Annotated in this window: 22 protein-coding genes; 13 read left to right on the top strand and 9 right to left on the bottom strand. The window is 66.5% G+C overall.

Features of this window, described 5'->3' with window-relative positions; translation table 11 throughout:
* Positions 1-19 precede the first annotated feature (19 nt).
* The 7 genes from ACUCV3_RS20730 to ACUCV3_RS20700 all read left to right on the top strand — a co-directional run bounded on the left by ACUCV3_RS20730 (position 20) and on the right by ACUCV3_RS20700 (position 7379).
* Entirely contained in the window at positions 20-562 is a 543-nt protein-coding gene (locus ACUCV3_RS20730; protein ID WP_037519322.1) for a DUF721 domain-containing protein, read from the top strand.
* Between the two features lie 41 nt (positions 563-603).
* Positions 604-1272, top strand: coding sequence for a thioredoxin domain-containing protein (locus ACUCV3_RS20725; RefSeq protein ID WP_004209297.1), 669 nt, complete (start codon positions 604-606; stop codon positions 1270-1272).
* Positions 1273-1316: 44 nt separating this feature from the next.
* Positions 1317-2051, top strand: a complete 735-nt coding sequence (locus ACUCV3_RS20720) for a thioredoxin domain-containing protein (RefSeq protein ID WP_017501742.1) — start codon at positions 1317-1319, stop codon at positions 2049-2051.
* A gap of 77 nt (positions 2052-2128) precedes the next feature.
* Positions 2129-5572 carry a chromosome segregation protein SMC gene (smc, locus tag ACUCV3_RS20715; RefSeq protein WP_482241086.1) on the top strand — a complete coding sequence of 1148 codons (3444 nt, stop codon included), beginning with the start codon at positions 2129-2131 and terminating at the stop codon, positions 5570-5572.
* Between the two features lie 106 nt (positions 5573-5678).
* Positions 5679-5963 (top strand): BrnT family toxin, encoded by a 285-nt coding sequence (locus tag ACUCV3_RS20710; protein ID WP_234415691.1) that lies wholly within the window; start codon positions 5679-5681, stop codon positions 5961-5963.
* Positions 5935-6195 carry a BrnA antitoxin family protein gene (locus ACUCV3_RS20705; protein WP_279728974.1) on the top strand — a complete coding sequence of 87 codons (261 nt, stop codon included), beginning with the start codon at positions 5935-5937 and terminating at the stop codon, positions 6193-6195. The genes ACUCV3_RS20710 and ACUCV3_RS20705 overlap by 29 nt, the downstream gene beginning before the upstream one ends.
* A gap of 77 nt (positions 6196-6272) precedes the next feature.
* Positions 6273-7379 carry a pyridoxal phosphate-dependent aminotransferase gene (locus ACUCV3_RS20700; protein ID WP_482241085.1) on the top strand — a complete coding sequence of 369 codons (1107 nt, stop codon included), beginning with the start codon at positions 6273-6275 and terminating at the stop codon, positions 7377-7379.
* On the opposite strand, the gene ACUCV3_RS20695 is transcribed toward ACUCV3_RS20700, so the two are convergent.
* Positions 7376-8842 carry a phospholipase D-like domain-containing protein gene (locus tag ACUCV3_RS20695; RefSeq protein ID WP_279728976.1) on the bottom strand — a complete coding sequence of 489 codons (1467 nt, stop codon included), beginning with the start codon at positions 8840-8842 and terminating at the stop codon, positions 7376-7378. The two genes, ACUCV3_RS20700 and ACUCV3_RS20695, sit on opposite strands and share 4 nt — an antisense overlap.
* Positions 8839-9747 carry a 4-hydroxybenzoate octaprenyltransferase gene (gene ubiA / locus ACUCV3_RS20690; RefSeq protein ID WP_010337527.1) on the bottom strand — a complete coding sequence of 303 codons (909 nt, stop codon included), beginning with the start codon at positions 9745-9747 and terminating at the stop codon, positions 8839-8841. The genes ACUCV3_RS20695 and ubiA overlap by 4 nt, the downstream gene beginning before the upstream one ends.
* A gap of 95 nt (positions 9748-9842) precedes the next feature.
* Here ubiA and ACUCV3_RS20685 point away from each other — a divergent pair, with 95 nt between their 5' ends.
* Both ACUCV3_RS20685 and ACUCV3_RS20680 read left to right on the top strand, forming a co-directional pair.
* Positions 9843-10589, top strand: a complete 747-nt coding sequence (locus tag ACUCV3_RS20685; RefSeq protein WP_169862306.1) for a 16S rRNA (uracil(1498)-N(3))-methyltransferase — start codon at positions 9843-9845, stop codon at positions 10587-10589.
* Positions 10590-10690: 101 nt separating this feature from the next.
* Positions 10691-12064 carry a glutamate--cysteine ligase gene (locus tag ACUCV3_RS20680; protein ID WP_010337529.1) on the top strand — a complete coding sequence of 458 codons (1374 nt, stop codon included), beginning with the start codon at positions 10691-10693 and terminating at the stop codon, positions 12062-12064.
* 18 nt (positions 12065-12082) lie between these two features.
* Here ACUCV3_RS20680 and ACUCV3_RS20675 read toward each other — a convergent pair whose 3' ends face one another.
* Genes ACUCV3_RS20675 through ACUCV3_RS20665 form a run of 3 tightly spaced genes read right to left on the bottom strand, consistent with a single transcriptional unit; the run spans position 12083 to position 14684 of the window.
* Entirely contained in the window at positions 12083-13384 is a 1302-nt protein-coding gene (locus ACUCV3_RS20675) for a methyltransferase family protein (RefSeq protein WP_279728977.1), read from the bottom strand.
* Between the two features lie 50 nt (positions 13385-13434).
* Entirely contained in the window at positions 13435-14070 is a 636-nt protein-coding gene (locus ACUCV3_RS20670) for a DUF1345 domain-containing protein (protein ID WP_097384962.1), read from the bottom strand.
* A 38-nt stretch (positions 14071-14108) separates the two neighbouring features.
* Positions 14109-14684 (bottom strand): hypothetical protein, encoded by a 576-nt coding sequence (locus ACUCV3_RS20665; protein ID WP_004209285.1) that lies wholly within the window; start codon positions 14682-14684, stop codon positions 14109-14111.
* Positions 14685-14825: 141 nt separating this feature from the next.
* On the opposite strand from ACUCV3_RS20665, the gene ruvA reads away from it, so the two are divergent.
* From ruvA to ACUCV3_RS20650, 3 genes are all read left to right on the top strand, one after another.
* Complete coding sequence (gene ruvA / locus ACUCV3_RS20660) at positions 14826-15431, top strand: Holliday junction branch migration protein RuvA (RefSeq protein ID WP_037513240.1); 606 nt, start codon at positions 14826-14828, stop codon at positions 15429-15431.
* Positions 15428-16450: a Holliday junction branch migration DNA helicase RuvB gene (gene ruvB, locus ACUCV3_RS20655; RefSeq protein ID WP_037519314.1), complete on the top strand. Its 1023-nt coding sequence runs from the start codon at positions 15428-15430 to the stop codon at positions 16448-16450. Before ruvA ends, ruvB begins: the two co-directional genes overlap by 4 nt.
* A 145-nt stretch (positions 16451-16595) precedes the next feature.
* Positions 16596-18374, top strand: coding sequence for an AMP-dependent synthetase/ligase (locus ACUCV3_RS20650; protein ID WP_081331814.1), 1779 nt, complete (start codon positions 16596-16598; stop codon positions 18372-18374).
* Positions 18375-18390: 16 nt separating this feature from the next.
* On the opposite strand, the gene ACUCV3_RS20645 is transcribed toward ACUCV3_RS20650, so the two are convergent.
* The 3 genes from ACUCV3_RS20645 to ACUCV3_RS20635 all read right to left on the bottom strand — a co-directional run bounded on the left by ACUCV3_RS20645 (position 18391) and on the right by ACUCV3_RS20635 (position 20022).
* Positions 18391-18792 carry a hypothetical protein gene (locus tag ACUCV3_RS20645; protein WP_037513228.1) on the bottom strand — a complete coding sequence of 134 codons (402 nt, stop codon included), beginning with the start codon at positions 18790-18792 and terminating at the stop codon, positions 18391-18393.
* A 68-nt stretch (positions 18793-18860) separates the two neighbouring features.
* On the bottom strand, positions 18861-19583 hold the full coding sequence (gene gloB / locus ACUCV3_RS20640; RefSeq protein ID WP_279728980.1) for a hydroxyacylglutathione hydrolase: 723 nt from the start codon (positions 19581-19583) through the stop codon (positions 18861-18863).
* A gap of 4 nt (positions 19584-19587) precedes the next feature.
* Entirely contained in the window at positions 19588-20022 is a 435-nt protein-coding gene (locus tag ACUCV3_RS20635; RefSeq protein WP_004209278.1) for a VOC family protein, read from the bottom strand.
* 102 nt (positions 20023-20124) lie between these two features.
* On the opposite strand from ACUCV3_RS20635, the gene ACUCV3_RS20630 reads away from it, so the two are divergent.
* Positions 20125-20832: an SIMPL domain-containing protein gene (locus tag ACUCV3_RS20630; RefSeq protein ID WP_279728981.1), complete on the top strand. Its 708-nt coding sequence runs from the start codon at positions 20125-20127 to the stop codon at positions 20830-20832.
* Positions 20833-20834: 2 nt separating this feature from the next.
* On the opposite strand, the gene ACUCV3_RS20625 is transcribed toward ACUCV3_RS20630, so the two are convergent.
* Positions 20835-21077, bottom strand: coding sequence for a YMGG-like glycine zipper-containing protein (locus ACUCV3_RS20625; RefSeq protein WP_010337538.1), 243 nt, complete (start codon positions 21075-21077; stop codon positions 20835-20837).
* Positions 21078-21101: the final 24 nt, after the last annotated feature.

Genomic DNA, 21101 nt, shown 5'->3' with positions numbered 1-21101 from the left:
CTATGCCATGTAGCGCGCCATGACGGAACGCCCCCCGACCGCGAAAAAGACGAGCCGCGCCACGCCGCCGGCCGAGCGACCCCGCGTGGGTGCGCCGCGCGCGATCGCCGACCTGATGCCGGAAATCGGCCGCACCGCCTTTCGCAAGTTCGGTTTCGTCCAGTCGAGCATCGTCACCCGCTGGAACGATATCGTCGGCGCCGACTATGCCGCGATCACCGCGCCCGAATCGATCCGCTTTCCGGTCGGCCAGAAATCGGGCGGCACGCTGCAACTGACCGTGATGAGCGGCCATGCGCCGATGATCCAGCATGCGCTGCCCGACATCATCGAGCGGGTGAACCGCTTCTTCGGCTATGCCGCCGTCGCCAAGGTGGCGATGAAGCAGGGCATGGTCGGTCCCGCACCGGTCGAGCGGCGCCCGCCGCCCCGCAACCTCAAACCCATTCCGGTCGAGCTGGGGGATTCCCTGCGCGACATCGGTGACCCGGAATTGCGCAAAGTCCTCGAATCGCTGGCACAGGGGCTTGCGAATTCGAATGGCCTGCCCAAGATCGGTTGATGCAACCCGCCCCGTCCGGGGCGATGCCTTAGGACTGCCCCATGACCAAGTTCCGCCTTTCCCTGCTTGCCCTGATCGCCGTTCCCGCCATCGCCGTCGCCGCCGCGCCCAACTGGGTCGCGCAGGTGGTGCGTTCGCCGATCGGCGGCCATGTCATGGGCAACCCCGCCGCCCCGACCAAGCTGGTCGAATATGTGAGCTATACCTGCAGCCACTGCGCCCATTTCGTGAATGACGCGAGTGCATCGCTGAAGGCCGATTATGTGAAGGGCGGCAAGGTCAGCGCCGAAGTGCGCAACGCGGTGCGCGACAAATATGACCTGACCGCCGCGCTGCTGGCCCGTTGCGGCGGCGCCAAGCGATTCATGGGCAATCATGAGGCGCTGTTCGCCAACCAGGATGCCTGGATGGAGCAGATCATGGCGTACGACAAGGGCGCGGCCAAGCCGACCGAGCAGAAGGCGGCGCTGCGCGACATCGGCCAGAAGACCGGCCTCTATGCGCTGATGAACAAGCGCGGCTTCACCAATGCGCAGCTCGACGCCTGCATCGCCGACCCGGCATCGGAAAAGGCGATCCTAGCGATGACCGACGAGGCGTGGAACAAGGTCAAGATCACCGGCACGCCCGGCTTCGTCGTCAACGGCACGCTGGTCCAGGGATCGACCTGGGAGTTGCTCAAGGCCGCATTGCCCGCAGCCGCCCGCTGATCTAAACCGTCCCCAACTATCCATAATTCGGAGCGTCGCCCGTCGTGAAAGTCCTGTCCGGCCTTGCCCTTATCGCCCTGTCCCTGACGCTTGCCGGTTGCGGCAAGAAGGATGAGGGTAATGCAACCTCCGCCGCGCCGATCGCCGCCGTGGCCGCGCCCGCCGGCACCAGCTGGTCGGAAACCGTCGCCGAAACGCCCGAAGGCAATTTCGTGATGGGCAATCCCGCCGCCAAGTTGAAGCTGGTCGAATATGGCTCCTTCACCTGCAGCCACTGCCGCGACTTCGCCCATGAATCGTCGGAAGAACTGAAGGCGATGGTCGATAGCGGTAAGATCAGCTACGAATTCCGCGTCTATGTCCGCGATCCGATCGACATCACGACGGCGCTGCTGGCCCGTTGCGGCGGCAAGGACATTTATTACCCGCTGTCGGAACAGTTCTTCGCCAACCAGAGCGCGATGTTCGAAAAGGCGCAGGGCCTGGGCGACGCCCCCTATCAGGCGATGGTGTCGGCCCCGCCGGCGCAGCGTTTCGGCCAGCTGGCCAACGCGCTGGGCCTCATTGACTATGCCAAGCAGCGCGGCATTGCCGAGGATCAGGCCAAGCAGTGCCTGGCCGACACGGCAACTGCCGAGAAGCTGGCCAAGGGCGTCGAAGCGGCCAATGCCCAATATAATATCTCCGGCACGCCGACCTTCCTGATGAATGGCGTGGTGGTCGAGAATGCCTCGTCCTGGCCGGTGCTGAAGAACAAGCTCAAGGAAGCGGGTATCTGATTGGCGCAAGGGGGGGCGACATCTGAAGGCCTGAGGCCCAAGGAGACCGGGGCGGCACCCTGCCCCGGCGTTTCCCCATGCAGATAAAGCGGCTCAAGCTTTCGGGCTTCAAGAGCTTCGTCGATGCGACCGAATTGCGCATCGAGCCGGGCCTGACCGGCATTGTCGGCCCCAATGGCTGCGGCAAATCCAACCTCTTGGAAGCGATCCGCTGGGTGATGGGCGAATCCAGCGCCAAGTCCATGCGCGGCGGCGGCATGGAGGATGTGATCTTCGCCGGCACCACCAGCCGGCCGCAGCGCGACTTTGCCGAAGTGTCGCTGCTGACCATCCAGGAACAGGGCGAGCTGTTCAACGCGGTCGATGTCGGCGCGGATGGCGAGCTGGAGGTCACGCGCCGGATCGAGCGCGGCGCGGGCAGCGCCTATCGCGCCAATGGCAAGGATGTGCGCGCCAAGGATGTGGCGCTGATCTTCGCCGATGCCGCCACCGGCGCGCACAGCCCGGCGCTGGTCAGCCAGGGGCGGATCGCCGCCGTCATCGCCGCCCGGCCGCAGGAACGGCGCGCCATGCTGGAAGAGGCCGCAGGGATCGCCGGCCTGCATGTCCGGCGCAAGGATGCCGAGCAGAAATTGCGCGCGGCCGAGGGCAATCTGGCCCGGCTGGACGAGATACTGGCCGACATGGACAGTCGCGCCGGCAATTTGCGGCGCCAGGCGCGCGCGGCGGAGCGCTATATTCGCCTGTCCGAACAGATACGCGTTGCCGAGGGCCGGGTGATCTTCGCCCGCTGGCGCGAAGCCAATGCCAGTGCCGAGGCGGCGCGGGCCGAGGCGAAGCTGGCCGAGGCGACCGTGGGCGCGGCGCAGGAGGCGCTGACCGCCGCCAATGTCCATAGCAGTGCCGCAGTGACCGCGCTGGCCGAACGGCGGGCCGAGGCATTGGCGACGCGCGATGCCGCCAGCGAATCCGGCCACCAGCTCAACACGCTGAAGGCAGAGCGCGACGGGGTCGTGCGGCGGCTGCATGACCTGGCGCAGCAGGCGGCGCGGCTGGACGAGGATCGCGAGCGCGAGGGCACGCTGGCCAATGACGCGGCCGAGGCGATCGCGCGGCTGACCGCCGAGGTTGCGAGCCTGAAGGGCCGGATTGCCGAGACCGAGGCGATGCGCCCCGATTTCGCCGCGCGTATCGCCCGCGCCGAGGATGGCGCGCGCGATGCCGAACTGGAGCTGGCCAGGGCGATGGCCAAGCAGGCGGGCGAGCAGGCCGAATTGCGCGTCGCCGAGGCGGCGCTGGCGGCGGCGCGCGACCGGCTGGGCCGGGCGGAGCAGGCGATGCGACGGCTGGAGGGGGAAGCGGCGGCCTTGCCCGATGCCGCGCCGCTGGAAGCGAAGCGCGACGAGGCAGCGGCGGCGCAGGTCCGCGCCAATGCCGATCGCGAGGCAGCGGAAGCGGCGATCGCGACGGCCGAGACGGAGCGGCAGGTGGCGAGCGAGGCGCGGTCGGCAGCGGAGGCGGCGCTGGCATCGGCGCGGGCCGCGCTGGCGGCGCTGGACAGCGAGGCGACGGCACTGCGCAAGGCGATCGATGCCGGCGGCAGCGGCCGGGCGCGGGCGCTTGACCAGTTGAAGGCGGCACCGGGCTATGAGCGGGCGCTGGCGGCAGCGCTGGGCGATGATCTGGAAGCACCGATCGGGGCGGAAGGGCCGCGTCGCTGGGCGGGCGCTGACGCGTTGAAGGATGATCCCGGCTTGCCCGACGGCGCCAGCCCGCTGGCCGCGCATGTGACCGCGCCCGCGGCGCTGGCGCGGCGGCTGGCGCAGGTGGCGGTGGTGGAGCGCGACAACGGCCAGGCGCTGCAGGTCGGCCAGCGGCTGGTAACGCTGGATGGGCAATTGCGGCGCTGGGACGGCTATGTCGCGGTCGAGGGTGGCGCGGCGGCCGCCGAACGGCTGATCCGCATCAACCGGCTGGAGGCGATCGATGCTGCGCGCCCAGAGGCGGCGCAGGCGGTCGAGGGTGCGCAGGCGGAACAGGCCGAGGCTGGCGCGCGCGAGAAGGCGGCGGTGGATGCGCTGGCGGCCGGGCGCACCAAATTGAGCGATGCGGACCAGCGGCTGCGCACGGCGCTGCGCGCGGCGGACGAGGCGGCGGGGGCGCTGGAGCGGCTGAGCGGCAGGCGCGAGGCGATCGAGGAACGGCTGGCCGAGGCCCGGCGCGACCAGGAGAGGGCGCAGGCCGAGCATGACAAGGCGTCGGCCGCGCGGGCCGCCCTGCCCGATGGCGCCGAGACGCGGGCGCAGGTGGCGGCACTGTCGCAGGCGAGCGAGAAGGCGCGCATGGCCGTCAGCCAGTTGCAGGCCGACCAGGCACTGGCCGACCGGGCGCTGTCGAGCGATCGCGAGCGCATGGCGGCCGCCGATGCCGAGGCCAAGGGTTGGAACACCCGCGCCGGCGAGGCCGCCAAGCGCATCGCCGCCATGGCATCACGCGGCGAGACGGTGGTGCAGGAGCGTGCCGCGATCGAGGGCCAGCCCGAGGCGCTGGGCGCCAGCATCGCCACGCTGACCGAGGAGCGCGAGGCGCAGGTCGAACGCGCCGAACAGGCCCGCCGCGCCGAGATCGAGGCCGAGGCGACGCTGAAGGCAGCCGAAAAGCGTGCGGCCGATGCCGGCGAGGCGCTGGCCGGTGCGCGTGAGGCGCGGGCGACGGCGGTGGCGCGGGCAGAGGCGGCGGACGAGCGGCGGATCGAGACGAACCGCCTGTCGGGCGAGCGGTTCGAATGCCCGCCACCGGTGCTGCCGGAGAAACTGGGCTTTCCCAGCGCCGACATCCGCATCGCCCAGAGCGAGCAGGCCGAGCATGACCGACTGTCGGCCGAGCGCGAGCGGATCGGCCCGGTGAATCTGGTCGCGGCGCAGGAACTGGAGGAGCTGGAGACGATCCAGGCGACCAGCCGGTCCGAAAGCGCGGAACTGACCCAGGCGATCAACCAGCTGCGCGGATCGATCGGCAGCCTCAACCGCGAGGGGCGGCAGCGGCTGCTCGCGGCGTTCGAGGCGGTGGACGGCCATTTCCGCCGGCTGTTCACGACGCTGTTCAACGGCGGTCAGGCGCATCTGGAACTGATCGACAGCGACGATCCGCTGGAGGCGGGGCTGGAGATCATGGCCCAGCCGCCGGGCAAGAAGCTGGCGGCGCTGACTTTGTTGTCGGGCGGCGAACAGGCGCTGACCGCGGTGGCGCTGATCTTCGGCCTGTTCCTCACCAATCCGGCGCCGATCTGCGTGCTGGACGAAGTCGACGCGCCGCTGGACGATGCCAATGTCGAGCGTTTCTGCGACCTGCTCGACGCGATGGTCGCCCAGACCCGCACCCGCTACCTGATCGTCACCCATAATGCGGTGTCGATGGCGCGCATGCACCGACTGTTCGGCGTCACCATGGTGGAGCGCGGCGTCAGCCGGCTGGTGTCGGTCAACCTGCACGGCGCCGAGGCGCTGCTGGCGGCGCAATAGTTTTTGTAGTTACAAATATTGACGACTCACCGCTATTGTGCGACTTTGGCAATGGCGTTTTCCACCCCGCCGATAAAAAACGGATAATCCTCAACGGTAAGGTGGAATGATGAACATCAGTTTCGATCCCGCCAAACGGCAGGCAACGCTGGAAGAGCGTGGGCTGGACTTTGCTGATGCGCTTACGCTGTTCGAAGGGCCGGAACTGACAGCTCTGGACGACCGCAAGGACTATGGTGAGGATCGGTTCATCACCTATGGCTATCTCCATGGCAGGGCGGTGATTTTGGTGTGGACACCACGCGACGACGGACGGCGCATCATTTCAATGAGACATGCAAATGACCGAGAAAGAGCCAGATTTGAAAACGCCCTGGGTCGACCCAGATGATGCGCCGGAACTGGACGACCATTTCTTCACGCATGCTGAATTTCGGGTCGGTGGGAAGATTGTTCGTCCTGGCACCGGCACGCTCACCAAGCCCGGCCGGCCGAAATCGGACCGGCCCAAGCAGCAAGTGACTCTGCGGCTCGATCAGGCGGTGCTGGACGCCTTCCGCGCGACCGGTCCGGGCTGGCAGAGCCGGATCAATGCGCAATTGCGCAAGGCGCTGGGCCTCTAGGAGCCGCCTTTCCGCGACTGGACCTTCCCGGTCGGCGCCGATTGCCTGCTGTGGTGGCCTGATCACGGAGTTGTGCCATGGACCTGCCGCCCTTTGCTCTCGACCATTGGCTGTCGGCCTATGATTTCGCGACGCCGCCGATCGCCTATAATCTGGCGTCGAGCACCGGGCCGCGCTGGAGCGTGGCGGAGATTTGCGCGCTGGGCGACGCGCCGCTGGCGATCGACGATGTTGTGCTGAGCTATGCCCCGCCCGAGGGGAGCGCGGCCTTGCGCGCGGCGATCGCCGCCTTTCATGACAGCGAAGCTGACAGGGTGGTGGTCACCACCGGATCGTCGGAGGCGCTGTCGATCTTCTTCTGCCTAGCCGCGCGGCCGGGCGCGCATATGCTGATGCCGGATCCCGGCTATCCGGCCTATGCGGCGGTGGCGCAGGCCTGGGGGCTGGGGACGCGGCCCTATGCGCTGACGCGTGAGACCGGCTTTGCGCAGGATGTGGATGCGATCCTGGCGCTGGTCGATGGCGACACCGCCGGGGTGGTGGTCAATACGCCGCATAATCCCAGCGGATCGGTGATGCCGCGCACAGAGATCGCACGGTTGGCGGCGGCGCTGGCCGAGCGCGGCGTGCCGCTGCTGGTCGATGAGGTCTATCATCCGCTCTTTTTCGGTACGCCGCAGCAATCGGCCGCCGGCATTCCCAACGCCTATGTCACCAGCGACATGTCCAAGGCACTGTCGCTGCCGGGATTGCGGATGGGATGGATCATCGCGCCCGACGATGCACAGCGCGCCCGGATCATCGACGCGCGCAGTTATTTCACGATCAGCAGTTCGCCGCTGCTGGAGCGGCTGGCGACCCATGCGCTACAGCATAGTGGTGCCATCACCTATCGGCTGAAGGCGGTTGCGACTGTCAACATCGCTGTCCTCGACCGGCTGATCGACGAGGCCGACGGCAAGCTGCAATGGGTGCGGCCACAGGGTGGCACCACCGCCTTTCCCTGGCTGGGGGACGGGCGCGACAGCCGGCCGCTGTGCGAGGCGCTGGCGGCGCAGGGTGTGCTGCTGGCGCCGGGTGACTGCTTCGGCCAACCAGCGCATATCCGGCTGGGCTTCGCGCAGCAGGCCGAAGGCTTCGCGATCGCGGTGGAGCGGATCGCGACTGCCCTCGCCGCCATTTAGCTCCGGCCGAACCAGCCCTTCATCCGGCGGATCAGGCCGCGCTCGCTGACCGCCTCGAACATCTCGTCCGGCCCTTCGGGATCGAGCACCTCATTATCGGCGAGCCAGGCCTGGACATCGGCGAGGTCCGGCACCTCATAGGGGCGCAGGGTGCGGCCGGGCTTGGTGCGCAATTCCTCGATCGCGGCGATCAGGCCGCGCTGGGCGATCACCGCCGACACACGCTCGCGCGGCAAGTCGAGATGTTCGGCGATCAGGTCGTCGCGAATGGCCAGGATCGCCTCCTGCCGGCCATCATTGCCGGGCAGCGCGGTGTCGATCACCACGTCGCATTCGGTGTCGAGCCGCATCGAGCGGTTGTTCATGTTGGACGAGCCGACGCGGATCAGCCGGTCGTCGACGATCAATATCTTGGCATGGACATAGATGGGGGCGCCGCGCGTGGTGAAGGGGTGGTAGATGCGCAGCTTGCCATGCGGGTCGCGCTCCTTGAGCGCCTCGAACAGACGGGCGCGGGCGGTGTCCATCGCCTGCTGCTCCAGCCAGCCATCGGCCTGGAGCGGGTTGATGATGACGATGTCCGGTCCATCCGGATCGCCGAGCCGCTTGGCGATCGCCTCGGCAATGCGGCGCGAGGCGAAATATTGGCTTTCGGCATAGATGCAGTGCCGGGCGGCCGCGATCTGGTGAAGATAGAGCTTCTCGATCTCGATCAGTTCGTCCTGATCGTCCATCTTCGGCGCGGAGCGGGCGATGGCGACGTCGACATGCTCGAAATGGACCGGCAGCGCGTCGGGCCAGCAATCATATTCGCCCTCGACCGGGGCCAGTTCGTCGCCGCCGGCGCCGACCCAGCGGGCGCGGGCATGGTCGCCCAGCGCCATCGCCACCGGCCCCTGCAAGGCGGTGGTGGCATCATGCCAAGGGCCATAGGGCGAGCCGTCGGGATGGCGGCGGGCGGGATCCTCGTCGCGATGATGGCGCGTGTCCCAGCGATCGCCGGTCATGTCGATGCCGCCGCAAAAGGCGAAGCAATCGTCGATCACGACGATCTTCTGATGGTGCGAGGCGGCCGGCGGATGATGGCCGTCCAGCTTCACCGTGACGCGCGGATGGGCCATCCATTTGAGCGTGGTGAAGAGGTTGGTCGGCCGGACCATCGACTTCATCGCGCCCATGTCCCAACGCAGCAGATAGATTTCCAGGTCCGGCGTGCGTTCCACCAGCCAGCTGATGAAGTCGCCGATCACCACCGGCGCGCCATCATCGGCCTGGTCCTCGCGGATCAGGCTGATCGCCGCGTCGAAATCCCAGCCGATCAGCATGATCCGCTTCTTCGCCTTCAGCATCGCGGCGCGGGCATGCCGGAAATAGGCGTCGGCATCGACGATCACGCTGGCGCGCACCGCCTGTTCGATGCGCCAGCAATCCTCGCCGGGGGTGGGCAGACCGGTCATGCTCATGCGCCGGCACTCCCGACGACCAGACAGGCAAGGAACATCAGCAATCCTGCAAAACGGTTGGAGCGGAATTTGACGAGCGGATCGGTGCCGTCTTCCTTCAGCGTGCCGACCTGCCAGAGCAGATGGGCGGCCATCGGCGCCAGCGCGACCAGCGCCAGCAGCTGCGGCCGGACTTGCCAGATGGCACTGGCCCACAGCGCGAGCGCGACGAGATAGCAGAGCGTCACCCCGCCCCGGACATGGCGGCCCATCGACAAGGCGCTGGAGCCGATGCCGATGAGCGCGTCATCCTCCCGGTCCTGCAGCGCATAGATGGTGTCATAGCCCAGCACCCAGAAGATGCAGCCGGCATAGAGGCACAGGCCCGGCAGGGTCAGCGCACCGGCAATCTCGCTCCAGCCGACCAGCGCCGCCCAGGAAAAGACGATGCCGAGCCAGACCTGCGGCCAGCCGGTGATCCGCTTCATGAAGGGATAGGCGGCGACCAGCGCCAGCGAGCCGAGCGCCACGACCTGGGCATAGCCGCTGAGCTGGAACAGGACGATGAGGCCGATCAGGCAGAGCGCGAGCAGCCAGGCCCAGGCGGTCTTGACCGACATCGCGCCGCTGGCGAGCGGGCGGGCGGCGGTGCGCGCGACCCGCGCATCGAGATCGCGATCGACGATGTCGTTGAAGACGCAGCCTGCGCCGCGCATCGCGATGCTGCCGAGCAGCAGCCAGAGGATCAGCGGCCAGCGGACAAAGGCACCGCCCGCCAGCGCCACCGCCCAGGCGCCGGGCCAGAACAGCAGCCACCAGCCGATCGGCCGGTCGAGTCGGGCCAGCGAGGCCAGGATCCGCGGGGTTTCCGGCAGGCGCGCAAGCAGGCCGCGCGCTTCGCTGTCGGGGACGATCGACTGATTCACTGCAACTCCGTTCGTCCCGCGCTTGTCGGGAACGCGCTTTCCTCTTTAGGGAAGATCGGGCCGACGACAAGCGCGGCCGGAATGGACGAGACAAAATGACCGCTACCCCCGCCTGGCCGCCGCAGAGCGCCCCGCGCCTGCATGTCGAAACGCTGCTGGGCGAAGGGGTCGCCGTGCCGGTCGACGGCAACGGCGCCCATTACCTCATCAGCGTGATGCGGGTGAAGCCGGACGATATCGTGCTGCTGTTCGACGGCAAGTCGGGCGAGTGGGCGGCACGGGCGCGCGACATTCGCAAACGCGACCTGGTGCTGGAATGCGTGCAGCAAACCAAGCCGCCGGAGGTGGTGCCCGATTTCTGGCTGTGCTGCGCGCCGATCAAGAAGGGGCGGATCGACCTGATCGCGGAAAAGGCGTGCGAGCTGGGCGTCGCGCGATTGCAGCCGGTGCTGACCCGGCGAGCGGTGGTCGACAAGCTCAATCTCGACCGGCTGCATGCCCATCTGGTGGAGGCGGCCGAGCAATGCGGGCGCACGGCCCTGCCGGAGCTGACCGAAATGGTGAAGCTCGACGCGTTGCTGAAGGGCTGGTCGGCGGAGCGGCATCTGTTCTTCGCCGACGAGACTGGTGGCGCATCGCTGGACGAAACCTTGCGCGCCCATCCCGGCCCGGCGGCCTTCCTGGTCGGGCCGGAGGGCGGATTCGATCCGGCCGAGCGCGAGGCGATCCGGGCGACGCCGGGTGCCGTTCCTGTGTCGCTGGGCCCGCGAATCCTGCGCGCGGAGACGGCCGCGATCGCCGCGACGGCGGCCTGGATGACGGTGAATGGCGACTGGGGCTAATGGTTTTCTTCCGCAACCAATTGAAGCGGGCATAGGCCTGCCTTATCTGTCGCATTCGCGCCTCGATTTGACGCGCAAAGGGGAAAGACTAAGGGCGGGGCATGAGCACCAGAACAGACTCGGGCGGACATGATCCCGTCATCGAAAGCCGCGACCAGCTGATCGCGGCCTTTGCCAAGGGCGCCAAGCCCAAGGATCGCTGGCGGATCGGCACCGAACATGAGAAATTCGTCTATTCGACGAAGGACCATCACGCCCCGGCCTATGAGGAAAAGGGCGGCATCCACACGCTGCTGATCGGCCTGACCCGCTATGGCTGGAGCCCGGTGTTCGAGGGCGAGAATATCATCGCTTTGTCCGGCGCCGACGGCACGATCAGCCTGGAACCGGCGGGCCAGCTGGAACTGAGCGGTGCGCCGCTCGACAATCTGCACCAGACCTGCGCCGAGACCGGCCGCCATCTGGAACAGGTGAAATATGTCGGCGACATGCTGGGGCTGGGCTTCCTGGGCCTTGGCATGTGGCCGGACAAGACCCGCGCCGAGCTGCCGATCATGCCCAAGGGCCGCTACGACATCATGCTGCGGCACATGCCGCGCGTGGGATCGATGGGCCTGGACATGATGCTGCGCACCTGCACCATCCAGACCAACCTCGACTATGGCAGCGAGGCGGACATGGTGCAGAAGTTCCGCGTATCGCTGGCGCTGCAGCCGCTGGGCACCGCGCTGTTCGCCAATTCGCCCTTCACCGAGGGCAAGCCGAACGGCTTCCTGTCCTATCGCAGCCATATCTGGTCGGACACCGACCCGCAGCGCACCGGCATGCTGCCCTTCGTGTTCGAGGATGGCTTTGGTTACGAGCGCTATGCCGACTATGCGCTCGATGTGCCGATGTATTTCGTCTATCGCGACGGCAAATATATCGATGCGGCGGGGCTTTCGTTCCGCGACTTCCTGGACGGCAAGCTGTCGGTGCTGCCCGGCGAGAAGCCAACCGAGAAGGATTGGGAGGATCATCTCTCCACCGCCTTCCCCGAAGTGCGCCTGAAGAGCTTCCTGGAAATGCGCGGGTCCGATGGCGGACCGTGGAATCGCATCTGTGCGCTGCCGGCTTTGTGGGTCGGCCTGCTCTATGACCAGGGCGCGCTCGACGCCGCCTGGGATCTGGTCAAGGACTGGAGCATGGAGGAGCGGCAGATACTGCGCGATTCCGTGCCGAAGCTGGGCCTCGACGCGCCGGTGTCGGGCGGGCGCACGCTGCGCGATATCGCGCCGCAGGTGCTGGATATCGCCCGCTCAGGGTTGGCCGCGCGCCAGCGGTTCAACGCCGCGGGCGACAATGAGACCGGCTATCTGTCGGCCCTCGATGAAGTGATCGCCACCGGCAAGACCCCGGCCGAGCGGCTGCTCGACCGCTATCATGGCGAATGGGGCGGCGATGTCAGCCGCGTCTATGCCGAGGAAAGCTTCTGATCCTACCCGGCCCGCCGGTCATTCGGCGGGCTGGGTTTCCCGTGGCGCGTCCGGCTTGCGGCCGACGACCCAGGCGAAGAAACGCGGCACCGGCGCATTGCGTGCCATCCAGTCGCTATAGGCCTGATAGGCGGGATCGGCGGACAGATGCTGTTCCTCCGTCTTGGCCCGCCAATAATAGACAGCGTTGGTGACCCCCAGCAGCGCGCAATTGCGCACCATGTCGGTCAGGCTGCCGGTGGTGGTGAGGAAGGGCAGCGACGAGAACCACCAGAAGAGATTCTTGGTCAGATAGGCCGGGTGGCGGGTCCAGCGATAAGGCCCATGGGTCAATATGCCGCGATGGGTGAGGTTGGAGAAACGGATGCCGAAGGCGACCGTCGCCCAGGCATAGATGGCGGTCAGCAGCACCAGCAAGGCGCCCAGCCCCCATTGCAGCGCCGGCATGCCCCGCGTCCAGACATCCCATTCGGCGCCGCCGCCATGATAGTCGAACGGGCCGCCCGCCCCCATCATGACGAAGGGCGGATAGCAGAGCAAAGCCGCGAGCCAGCCGCCCAGATAGGGATTGGCGGTGCGGATATGGGAATCCAGCGGCTTCATCGTCAGCAGATAGCCGACCGTCGCCATGCAGACGTCGATCATGAACATGATGCCGATCAGGAAACCGGTCAGCGCGACCGGATTGTGCAGCAGGTCGTCGAGCCGCCAGTCGATGACGCTGGAAAAATTGCCCGGCACGATGCTGATCATGAAGGCGGTGAAAAAGCCCTTCACCGCCCAGGCGCGGGCATGGTTGGCGACCTGCGCCATGTCCGCCTTGCCGGCCGCGCCGCCAATGACCCATTGGCCGAAGGCGAAACAGGCATCGCGCGGTTCGACCAGCCGGCGGTCGAGCCAGATGACATAGGGAATGGACAGCAACAGCAGCCAGGGCGCCGCCGCCATCAGCAGATCCATGGCGAAGCGATAGCTGCCGGTCCAATACCAGCGGCCGATGCAGTAGCAGACGGCAATCGCCAGCCATGTGGCCCACAGGCCCGCAATCTTCACCAGGCTGATGTCGAGCATGCTGCGGACCGAGCGGGCCGGCCCGTTCCAGTCGATGCCGGTGCTGGGGTTGCGATGCACCTTGTCCACCAGCAGCGACCAGAGCACCATCGGTATGCCACAGGCGACCACCGCGGCCAGACCCGCATTGGGACCGTTCATGCCATAATGGCGCGCCACCAGGGTCCAGAGGCCAAGGCCGACCAGGCCGGCAATGCCGACACCATGGCTGACGGCGGATTTGGGGCAGGGATCGGCGCTCTTGCTCATGGGACCGGGCTTATAGCCGATATTGGTAAGCAAGCCATGAAGCCCATGGCTCAACCGCCCAGTACGTTGATGGTGAAGGCGAGGATGCCGAGGTTGAAGACGAAGGCGGCGAGGCAGTGGAGCGTCACCGTGCGGCGCATGCCGGTCGAGGTGATCGACACGTCGGAGGTCTGGAAGGTCATGCCCAGCGTGAAGCCGAAATAGAGGAAGTCCCAATAGACCGGCTCGTCCGTGTCCGGGAAATCCAGGCCGCCTGCATCCTTGCCCTTGTCATCGGCGAGGTAGAAGGCATGGGCATAGTGCATCGCATAGACGAGGTTGGAAAAGAGCCAGGCGATAACGAGCGTCGCCAGCAGCAATATGATGCTTTCCGCATCGGGATGGCCCGGCGCGCTGGCGGCGACGCCGACCGCGACCAGGATGACGATGCACACCACCCCGGTCAGCAGCAGCATCAATTGCCGGTTCGCGTCATTGAGCACGGCCTTGCGCCGCATCTGGGCCGGATCGGAATCGATGAGCGGCACGGCGGCGAGGCAGAAGGCGATGGCAGCAAGGTCGAACCCGCCCATCACCGCCTCATGCCAGGGCAGCCACAGCATCAACGGCGCGATCGACAGCAGCAGCATGAGGAACATGCCATAGCGCCAGGGAAAGAGGGTGGATCGCTTCTGCGTCTTGGCCATGGCGCATCAAAGGCCTGAAAATGCCGCCGCGCAAGCGTTTAGAGCACGGTCGCCACCAGGCCCAGCGCGGCGGCCTCATTGGCTTCCAGATACCAGTTTTCCGGCGCACGCTGCAGCACCTCCTCCATCGTCACCTGCGATCCCAGGATCAGATTGGCAAAGCCCTCATTCTGGATCGCGATCGACGCCTCGATCTCGTGGAGCGAAGCCTTCAATGTAGCGATGCAGGTGGAGAGCGGCCCTTCGAGATGGATGTTCTTGGTGATGAGCCGCTCATGGATCATCAGCCGGGTGCCGCGCGTCAGATAGCGATTCTCGGTGGCGAAGAAGCTCATGAAGGTGGCGCCGGCGGAATAGACGGCGGTCTTGCCGAGGAAGACCAGCCGCCGTTCGGGATAGAGGTCCGAATGGAAGCGGATATCCTCCCCCATCATCCGCGCGATCTCCGGATCGCCGCCCAGGGTGGAGATTTCAACCACCACCAGCCCCTGCTGCGGCGCGGTGGACAGGCAATTCTTGAAATGCAGATACATGCCATGGTCGACCACGCCCGACAGCATGATCGCGGGAAATTCGAAATCCTTCGGGGTCAGCATCGGCGCGGTCATCAGCATCGTCTCTTGGTCCTCTGGCGGATGGCAATCGACCGGCATTACGCACGGGCCGCCATTTGGTGCCCGACCCGCCATGCGCTTTTGTCTGGCGCGGGGCGCAAGAGGTTGTAAAGAACAGATCATGACCATGGGGCAATGGCGATGATCGCGAAACTCAAAGGACGGCTGGACAGCACGGGCATCGACCATGCCATCATCGATGTCGGCGGGGTCGGCTATCTGGTCGGCGCGTCGTCGCGGACGCTGGCGGCGCTCGGCCCGGTGGGCGAGGCGGTGACCATCCATACCGAGATGCTGGTGGCCGAGGATTCGATCCGGCTGGTCGGCTTTGCCCGTGCCGAGGAGCGCGACTGGTACCGGCTGCTGACCCATGTGCAGGGCGTGGGATCGCGCGTGGCGCTGGCGATATTGTCGGCGCTGGAGCCGCTGGAGCTGCATCGTGCGATCATGATGGGCGACAAGGCGATGATCGCGCGCGCCAATGGCGTCGGCCCCAAGCTGGCCCAGCGCATCGTCAATGAGCTGAAGGACAAGATCGGCGCGGCACCGGCCGGGGCGCCGGGCATGCCGGGCGTGGTTGCGCTGCCGACCGGCAGCTTTGCCGCCGACGCGCTGTCGGCGCTGCAGAATCTGGGCTTCAAGCCGGCCGAGGCAAGCGGCGCGGTGGCCGCCGCCGAAGAGGAACTGGGCGACGGCGCCAGCCTTGACGCGCTGGTCCGCCTGGCACTGCGGAAGGCGGCGAAGTGAGCGAAGACGATCGCCTGATCACCCCGGCCCGCCGGGCCGAGGACGTCGATGCGGCGCTGCGGCCCAAGTCGCTCGACGAATTTGTCGGGCAGCAGGCGGCGCGCGAGAATTTGCGCATCTTCATCCAGGCGGCGCGCACCCGTGGCGAGGCGCTGGACCATGTGCTGTTCTTCGGCCCGCCGGGTCTTGGCAAGACGACGCTGGCGCAGATCGTCGCCAAGGAAATGGGCGTGGGGTTCCGCGCGACGTCCGGCCCGGTGATCGCCAAGTCGGGCGACCTAGCCGCCCTGCTCACCAATCTGGACGAAGGCGATGTCCTGTTCGTCGACGAGATTCACCGGCTCAATCCGGCGGTCGAGGAAGTACTCTATCCCGCGATGGAGGACCGGGCGCTCGACCTGATGATCGGCGAGGGACCGTCGGCCCGGTCGGTGCGCATCGACCTGCCGCGCTTCACCCTGGTCGGCGCGACCACGCGCCAGGGGCTGCTGACGACGCCGCTGCGCGATCGGTTCGGCATTCCGGTGCGATTGCAATTCTACACAGTGGACGAACTGGAACTGGTGGTCCGGCGCGCGGCGCGGCTGCTGGACCTGGCGATCACGTCGGATGGCGCGATCGAGATCGCCCGCCGGTCGCGCGGGACGCCGCGCATCGCCGGGCGGCTGCTGCGCCGGGTGCGCGACTTTGCAAACGTCGCCGGCGCCCCGACCGTCGATGCCAAGGTGGCGGACGCGGCGCTGCAACGGCTGGAGGTCGATCATCTCGGCCTCGACCTGATGGACCGGCGCTATCTGCACATGATCGCCGACATCTATCGCGGTGGTCCGGTGGGGGTCGAGACGCTGGCGGCCGGTCTGTCCGAAGCGCGCGACACGATCGAGGAAGTGGTCGAACCCTATCTGATCCAGTTGGGGCTGATCGCCCGCACCGCGCGGGGGCGTTGCCTCAACGGGCCGGGCTGGAAGCATCTGGGCCTCAATCCCCCGGCCGGGTCGCAGGACGGGCTGTTCGACTGATCCCATTGGCGCTTGCGCCATTCGGCCAGCCTTTCTAGAGCGCGCGCTTTCCCGATTCGACGCAGCGATATGCGCCGAAACCCGTTATAGCCAGCTGGCGCTGCAGGCGCGCGGCAGACGCGCCGATGTAAGAGGAGTTGAGCCTGTGAGGGCGATCGAACGTTTCCCCAATCTGGTCACCATGTTCTTTGCCCGTGCCAAGGAAAAGGGCGACGCGCCCTTCCTGTGGCGCAAGACGCAGGGGACATGGCAGTCGCTGAGCTGGGCCGAAGTGGCGCGCCAGGTGGCGGCGATGGCGGCCGGGCTGAAGGCGGAAGGGCTCAAGCCCGGCGACCCGGTGATGCTGGTCAGCGAAAATCGCCCGGAATTCTGCATCGCCGATCTGGCGATCATGGCGGCCGGCTGCATCACGGTGCCGACCTACACCACCAATACGACGCGTGACCATCAGCATATCCTGACCGACAGCGGCGCGCGCGCGGTGATCGTGTCGACCGCCAAGCTGGCGACCACGCTGATGCCGGCGGTGCTGCGATCGCAGGTCAGCCTGGTCATTCCGATGGAACCGATCCGCGGTGCGCAGGGCAATTATACCTGCCGCCTGTGGTCCGACCTGATCGCCGCCCATCCGGCCGATGTCGATGCCTGTGCGCTGGCCCAGACCGCCGCGCGCAGCGACCAGGCTTGCATCATCTATACCAGCGGTACCGGCGGCGCCCCGCGCGGCGTGATGCAGCATCATGGCGCGATCCTGGCCAATGTCGAAGGCGCGGGACAGGTGGTGCTGGAGGATTTCGGCTGGGGCGACGAGGTTTTCCTGTCCTTCCTGCCCCTGAGCCATGCCTATGAGCATAGCGGCGGCCAGTTCCTGCCGATGCTGCTGGGCGGGCAGATCTATTATGCCGAAGGGCTGGAGAAGCTGGCCAGCAATATCGAGGAAGCCCGGCCGACCATCATGGTCGTGGTGCCGCGCCTGTTCGAGGTGCTGCGCACCCGCATCATCAAGTCGATCGAGAAGCAGGGCAAATTCCCCACCTATCTGCTCAACCAGGCCCTGCGCATCGCCGCCAAGGAACAGCAGGGCAAGTCGTCGATCGTCGACCTGCCGATGAAGGCGCTGCTGTCGCGCACCCTGATCCCCAAGATTCGGGCGCGGTTCGGCGGGCGGATGAAGGCGTTGGTGTCGGGCGGCGCGCCGCTGAACCCGGATGTCGGCCTGTTCTTCGAGGCGATGGGGCTGATGCTGCTGCAGGGCTATGGCCAGACCGAGGCCGGACCGGTGATCAGCTGCAACCGCCCCGCCGCCGGCATCGCGATGGATACGGTCGGCCCACCGCTGGACGGGGTCGAGGTCAAGATCGCCGAGGATGGCGAGATATTGGTGCGCGGCGAGCTGGTGATGCACGGCTATTGGCGCAACCCGGCCGAGACCGAGAAGGTGCTGAAGAATGGCTGGCTGCACACCGGCGACATTGGCGAGATCGACGATCGCGGCCGCATCCGCATCACCGACCGCAAGAAGGATCTGATCGTCAACGACAAGGGCGACAATGTGTCGCCGCAGAAGGTCGAGGGCATGCTGACGCTGCAGCCGGAGATCGGCCAGGCGATGGTCTATGGCGATCGTCGCCCGCATCTGGTCGGCCTGCTGGTACCGGATTCGGAATGGACGATGGAATGGGCGGCCGCCAATGGCCGGCCGATCAAGGGCATCACCGATGATCCGACCTATCTGGCGGCGCTGCGCGCGGCCGTCGACCGGGTCAATGACGATCTGTCGGTGATCGAGCGGGTGCGCCGCTTCATCCTGGCGGATGAGCCGTTCGCGATCGAGAATGAGGAGCTGACGCCGTCGATGAAGATCCGGCGCCATGTCATCCGCAAACGCTATCAGGACCGGCTGGACGCGCTCTACAAGGGGTAAGCGCGTCCAATCGGGCTTACGGGGCCGGCGGACGATAGGGAATGAAATCACCCAGCGCGCAATTGCCGGTCGGGATGCCGATCGTCAGGTCCGCGCTGCTCGTGATGTCGCCCCGGCAATATTGCGAGCCGAAGGTGCGCACGATCATCGTGTCGCCGCGCGCCAGGCCATTGCAGCTGCCGATCAGTTCATTCTTGTAGATGAGCTTGCGGCTGACCCTGTACAGCAGCGTATTGCCGCTGATGACGGTGAAATTGGTCTGCGGCTCGCGATTGACGCAGGTCACCTTGTCGCCCGGCACCAGTCCGGCCAGCGCCTTGTCCATCTTGGCCGCCTGCTTCTCGGTCAGCGGCGTGGGCTCATAAGTGCCGCTGCAGGCCGCCAGCGCCAGCGGGGCCAGACATATCCATGCGCGCATCGCCTCTCTCCATCCATGTCCTTGCAAACAGGACGCCATGATAACGCGGAATCCGTCGAGGACCGCGCCTAAAATGCGTCCTTGCCGGCGCGCCGCTCCGCCAGTTGGGCGACGTCCTGCGCGCGCATGAAGATGTTGGTGTCGCGTTCCAGCGCGATCGTCGTGGGCACTGTCGGCTCGCCATGCGCACGGGCAGCAACGACATCCGCCATGCGCGCCTGAAGCGCGGCATTGTCCGGCTCCACCGTCAACGCGAAGCGGCCATTGCTCTCCGTATATTCATGGGCGCAATAGACGATGGTATCGCCCGGCAGCGCCTTGAACCGCTGCATATTGGCGAACATCTGCGCCGCCGTCCCTTCGAACAGGCGGCCGCAGCCCATGGCGAAGAGCGTGTCGCCGACGAAGAGGATCGCGTCATCGGCCAGATGATAGGCGATATGGCCGGCGGTATGGGCGGGCACGGCCATCACCATGGCGACATGATCGCCAATGCGGACACTGTCCCCCTCCCCCACCTGCCGGTCGAGCGTGTCGATCTTGGCGGCCTCGGCCGCCGGCCCAGTAACGAGGCAGCCGGTCGCGGCCTTGATGCCGGCATTGCCGCCGACATGATCGGGGTGCCAATGGGTGTTCCAGATCTGGTCGATGGTCCAGCCGTGTTCCGCAGCCGCCGCCAGCACGGGCTCGGCGACCGACGGGTCGACCGCGACCGTCTGGCCGCTGGCATCATCATGCAGCAGCCAGACATAATTGTCCGAGAGGACGGGGACGCGGACGACCTGCAGCATCGGCTTACCAAGCCCCGATATTGGGCATCGACACCCAGGGTTCGGCCGGGTCGAGCCGGCCGTCCTGCAGCAGTTCGACCGAGATATTGTCGGGGGTGCGGATGAAGGCCATGTGGCCATCACGCGGCGGGCGGTTGATGATGATGCCGGCGTCCATCAGCCGCTGGCAGGTCTCGTAGATATTGTCGACCTGATAGGCGAGGTGGCCGAAATTGCGGCCGCCATCATAGACTTCCGCCGGGCTGCCATCCTGCGGCGGCCAGTTGTAGGTCAGTTCCACCTGCGCGTCCTCGTCACCCGGCGCGGCCAGATAGACGAGGGTGAAGCGGCCCGCCTCGCTGTCGAACCGCTTGACCTCCTTGAGGCCGAGCAGTTCGAAAAAGCCGATGGTCTTGTCGAGATCCGTGACGCGGATCATCGTGTGCAGATATTTGAGCAAGGCTTTCTCCGTTCGTCGCCATAAAGCAACGGTTCATCGGTAGATTGGCAGATAGCTCCCTAGATAGGACCGGGACCGGCCCGGCGGAAGAGGAAAGCGATCATGGCTCTGGAAATGCGGGACAAGGTGCTGCTGGGTTCGGCGGCGGTACTGGCGATCGGCGTGATCGCGGGCGGCTACCTGCTGGGTGACGGCCTCAAGCGCGCGAGGGCGGCGGACCGGTCGGTCACGGTGCGAGGCCTGGCCGAGAAGGACGTGACCGCCGATCTTGCCACCTGGTCGATCAGCTATTCGGCGACCGGCACCAACCTGCCGACGGTGCGAGCGGAAATCGACGCCAATACCCAGGAACTCAAGGCCTATTTCGCCAGCCTGGGGTTCAAGCCCGATGCGCTGACCCCGGTCGGCGCGGGCGTGAACCAATATCTCAACAATGGCATCAACAATATCACCATCACCCAGCGGATGCTGCTGCGTACCACCGACATTGCCCGCGCCCAGCGCGCCGTCGCCCAGCAGTTCGACCTGGTCCGGCGCGGCGTGACGCTGCAGGAAGGGTCGGGGATGCGCTACAGCTTCACCAGGCTCAATGACCTCAAACCCCCGATGGTGGCGGCGGCGACACGCGATGCGCGCGCAGCGGCCGAGCAGTTCGCCAAGGACTCAGGCGCGGGCGTTGGCGGTATCAAGAGCGCGACCCAGGGCTATTTCTCGATCGACCCGCGCGATGGCGAGGGTGGTGACGGATCGAGCGACACGCCCTACAAGAAGGTACGCGTCGTCACGACCGTCGATTTCTACCTGAAATAGGGTCAGCAGCGGCCCCGGCGGCGGTCCTTCTTCGAACAGTCGCTCTTGTCGCCGATGATCGCGCCGGCAGTGCCACCGATGACAGCGCCCTCGGTGGTGCCGAGACCGGTCGCGCTGCCGATCACCGCGCCGCCTGCGCCACCGATCAGGCCGCCACGGGTTGCGCCGCGCGAACAAGCCGTGAGCGAGGTCGCGCCAGCCAGCAACAGGCCGAGCGCCATCATGCGGGAGAATTTGCCAGTCATATCATCACCATCCGTTCCGTTATC

It is taken from the genome of Sphingobium sp. VMM (assembly GCF_056790315.1).
This window is presented reverse-complemented; position numbering and strand designations above follow the sequence as displayed.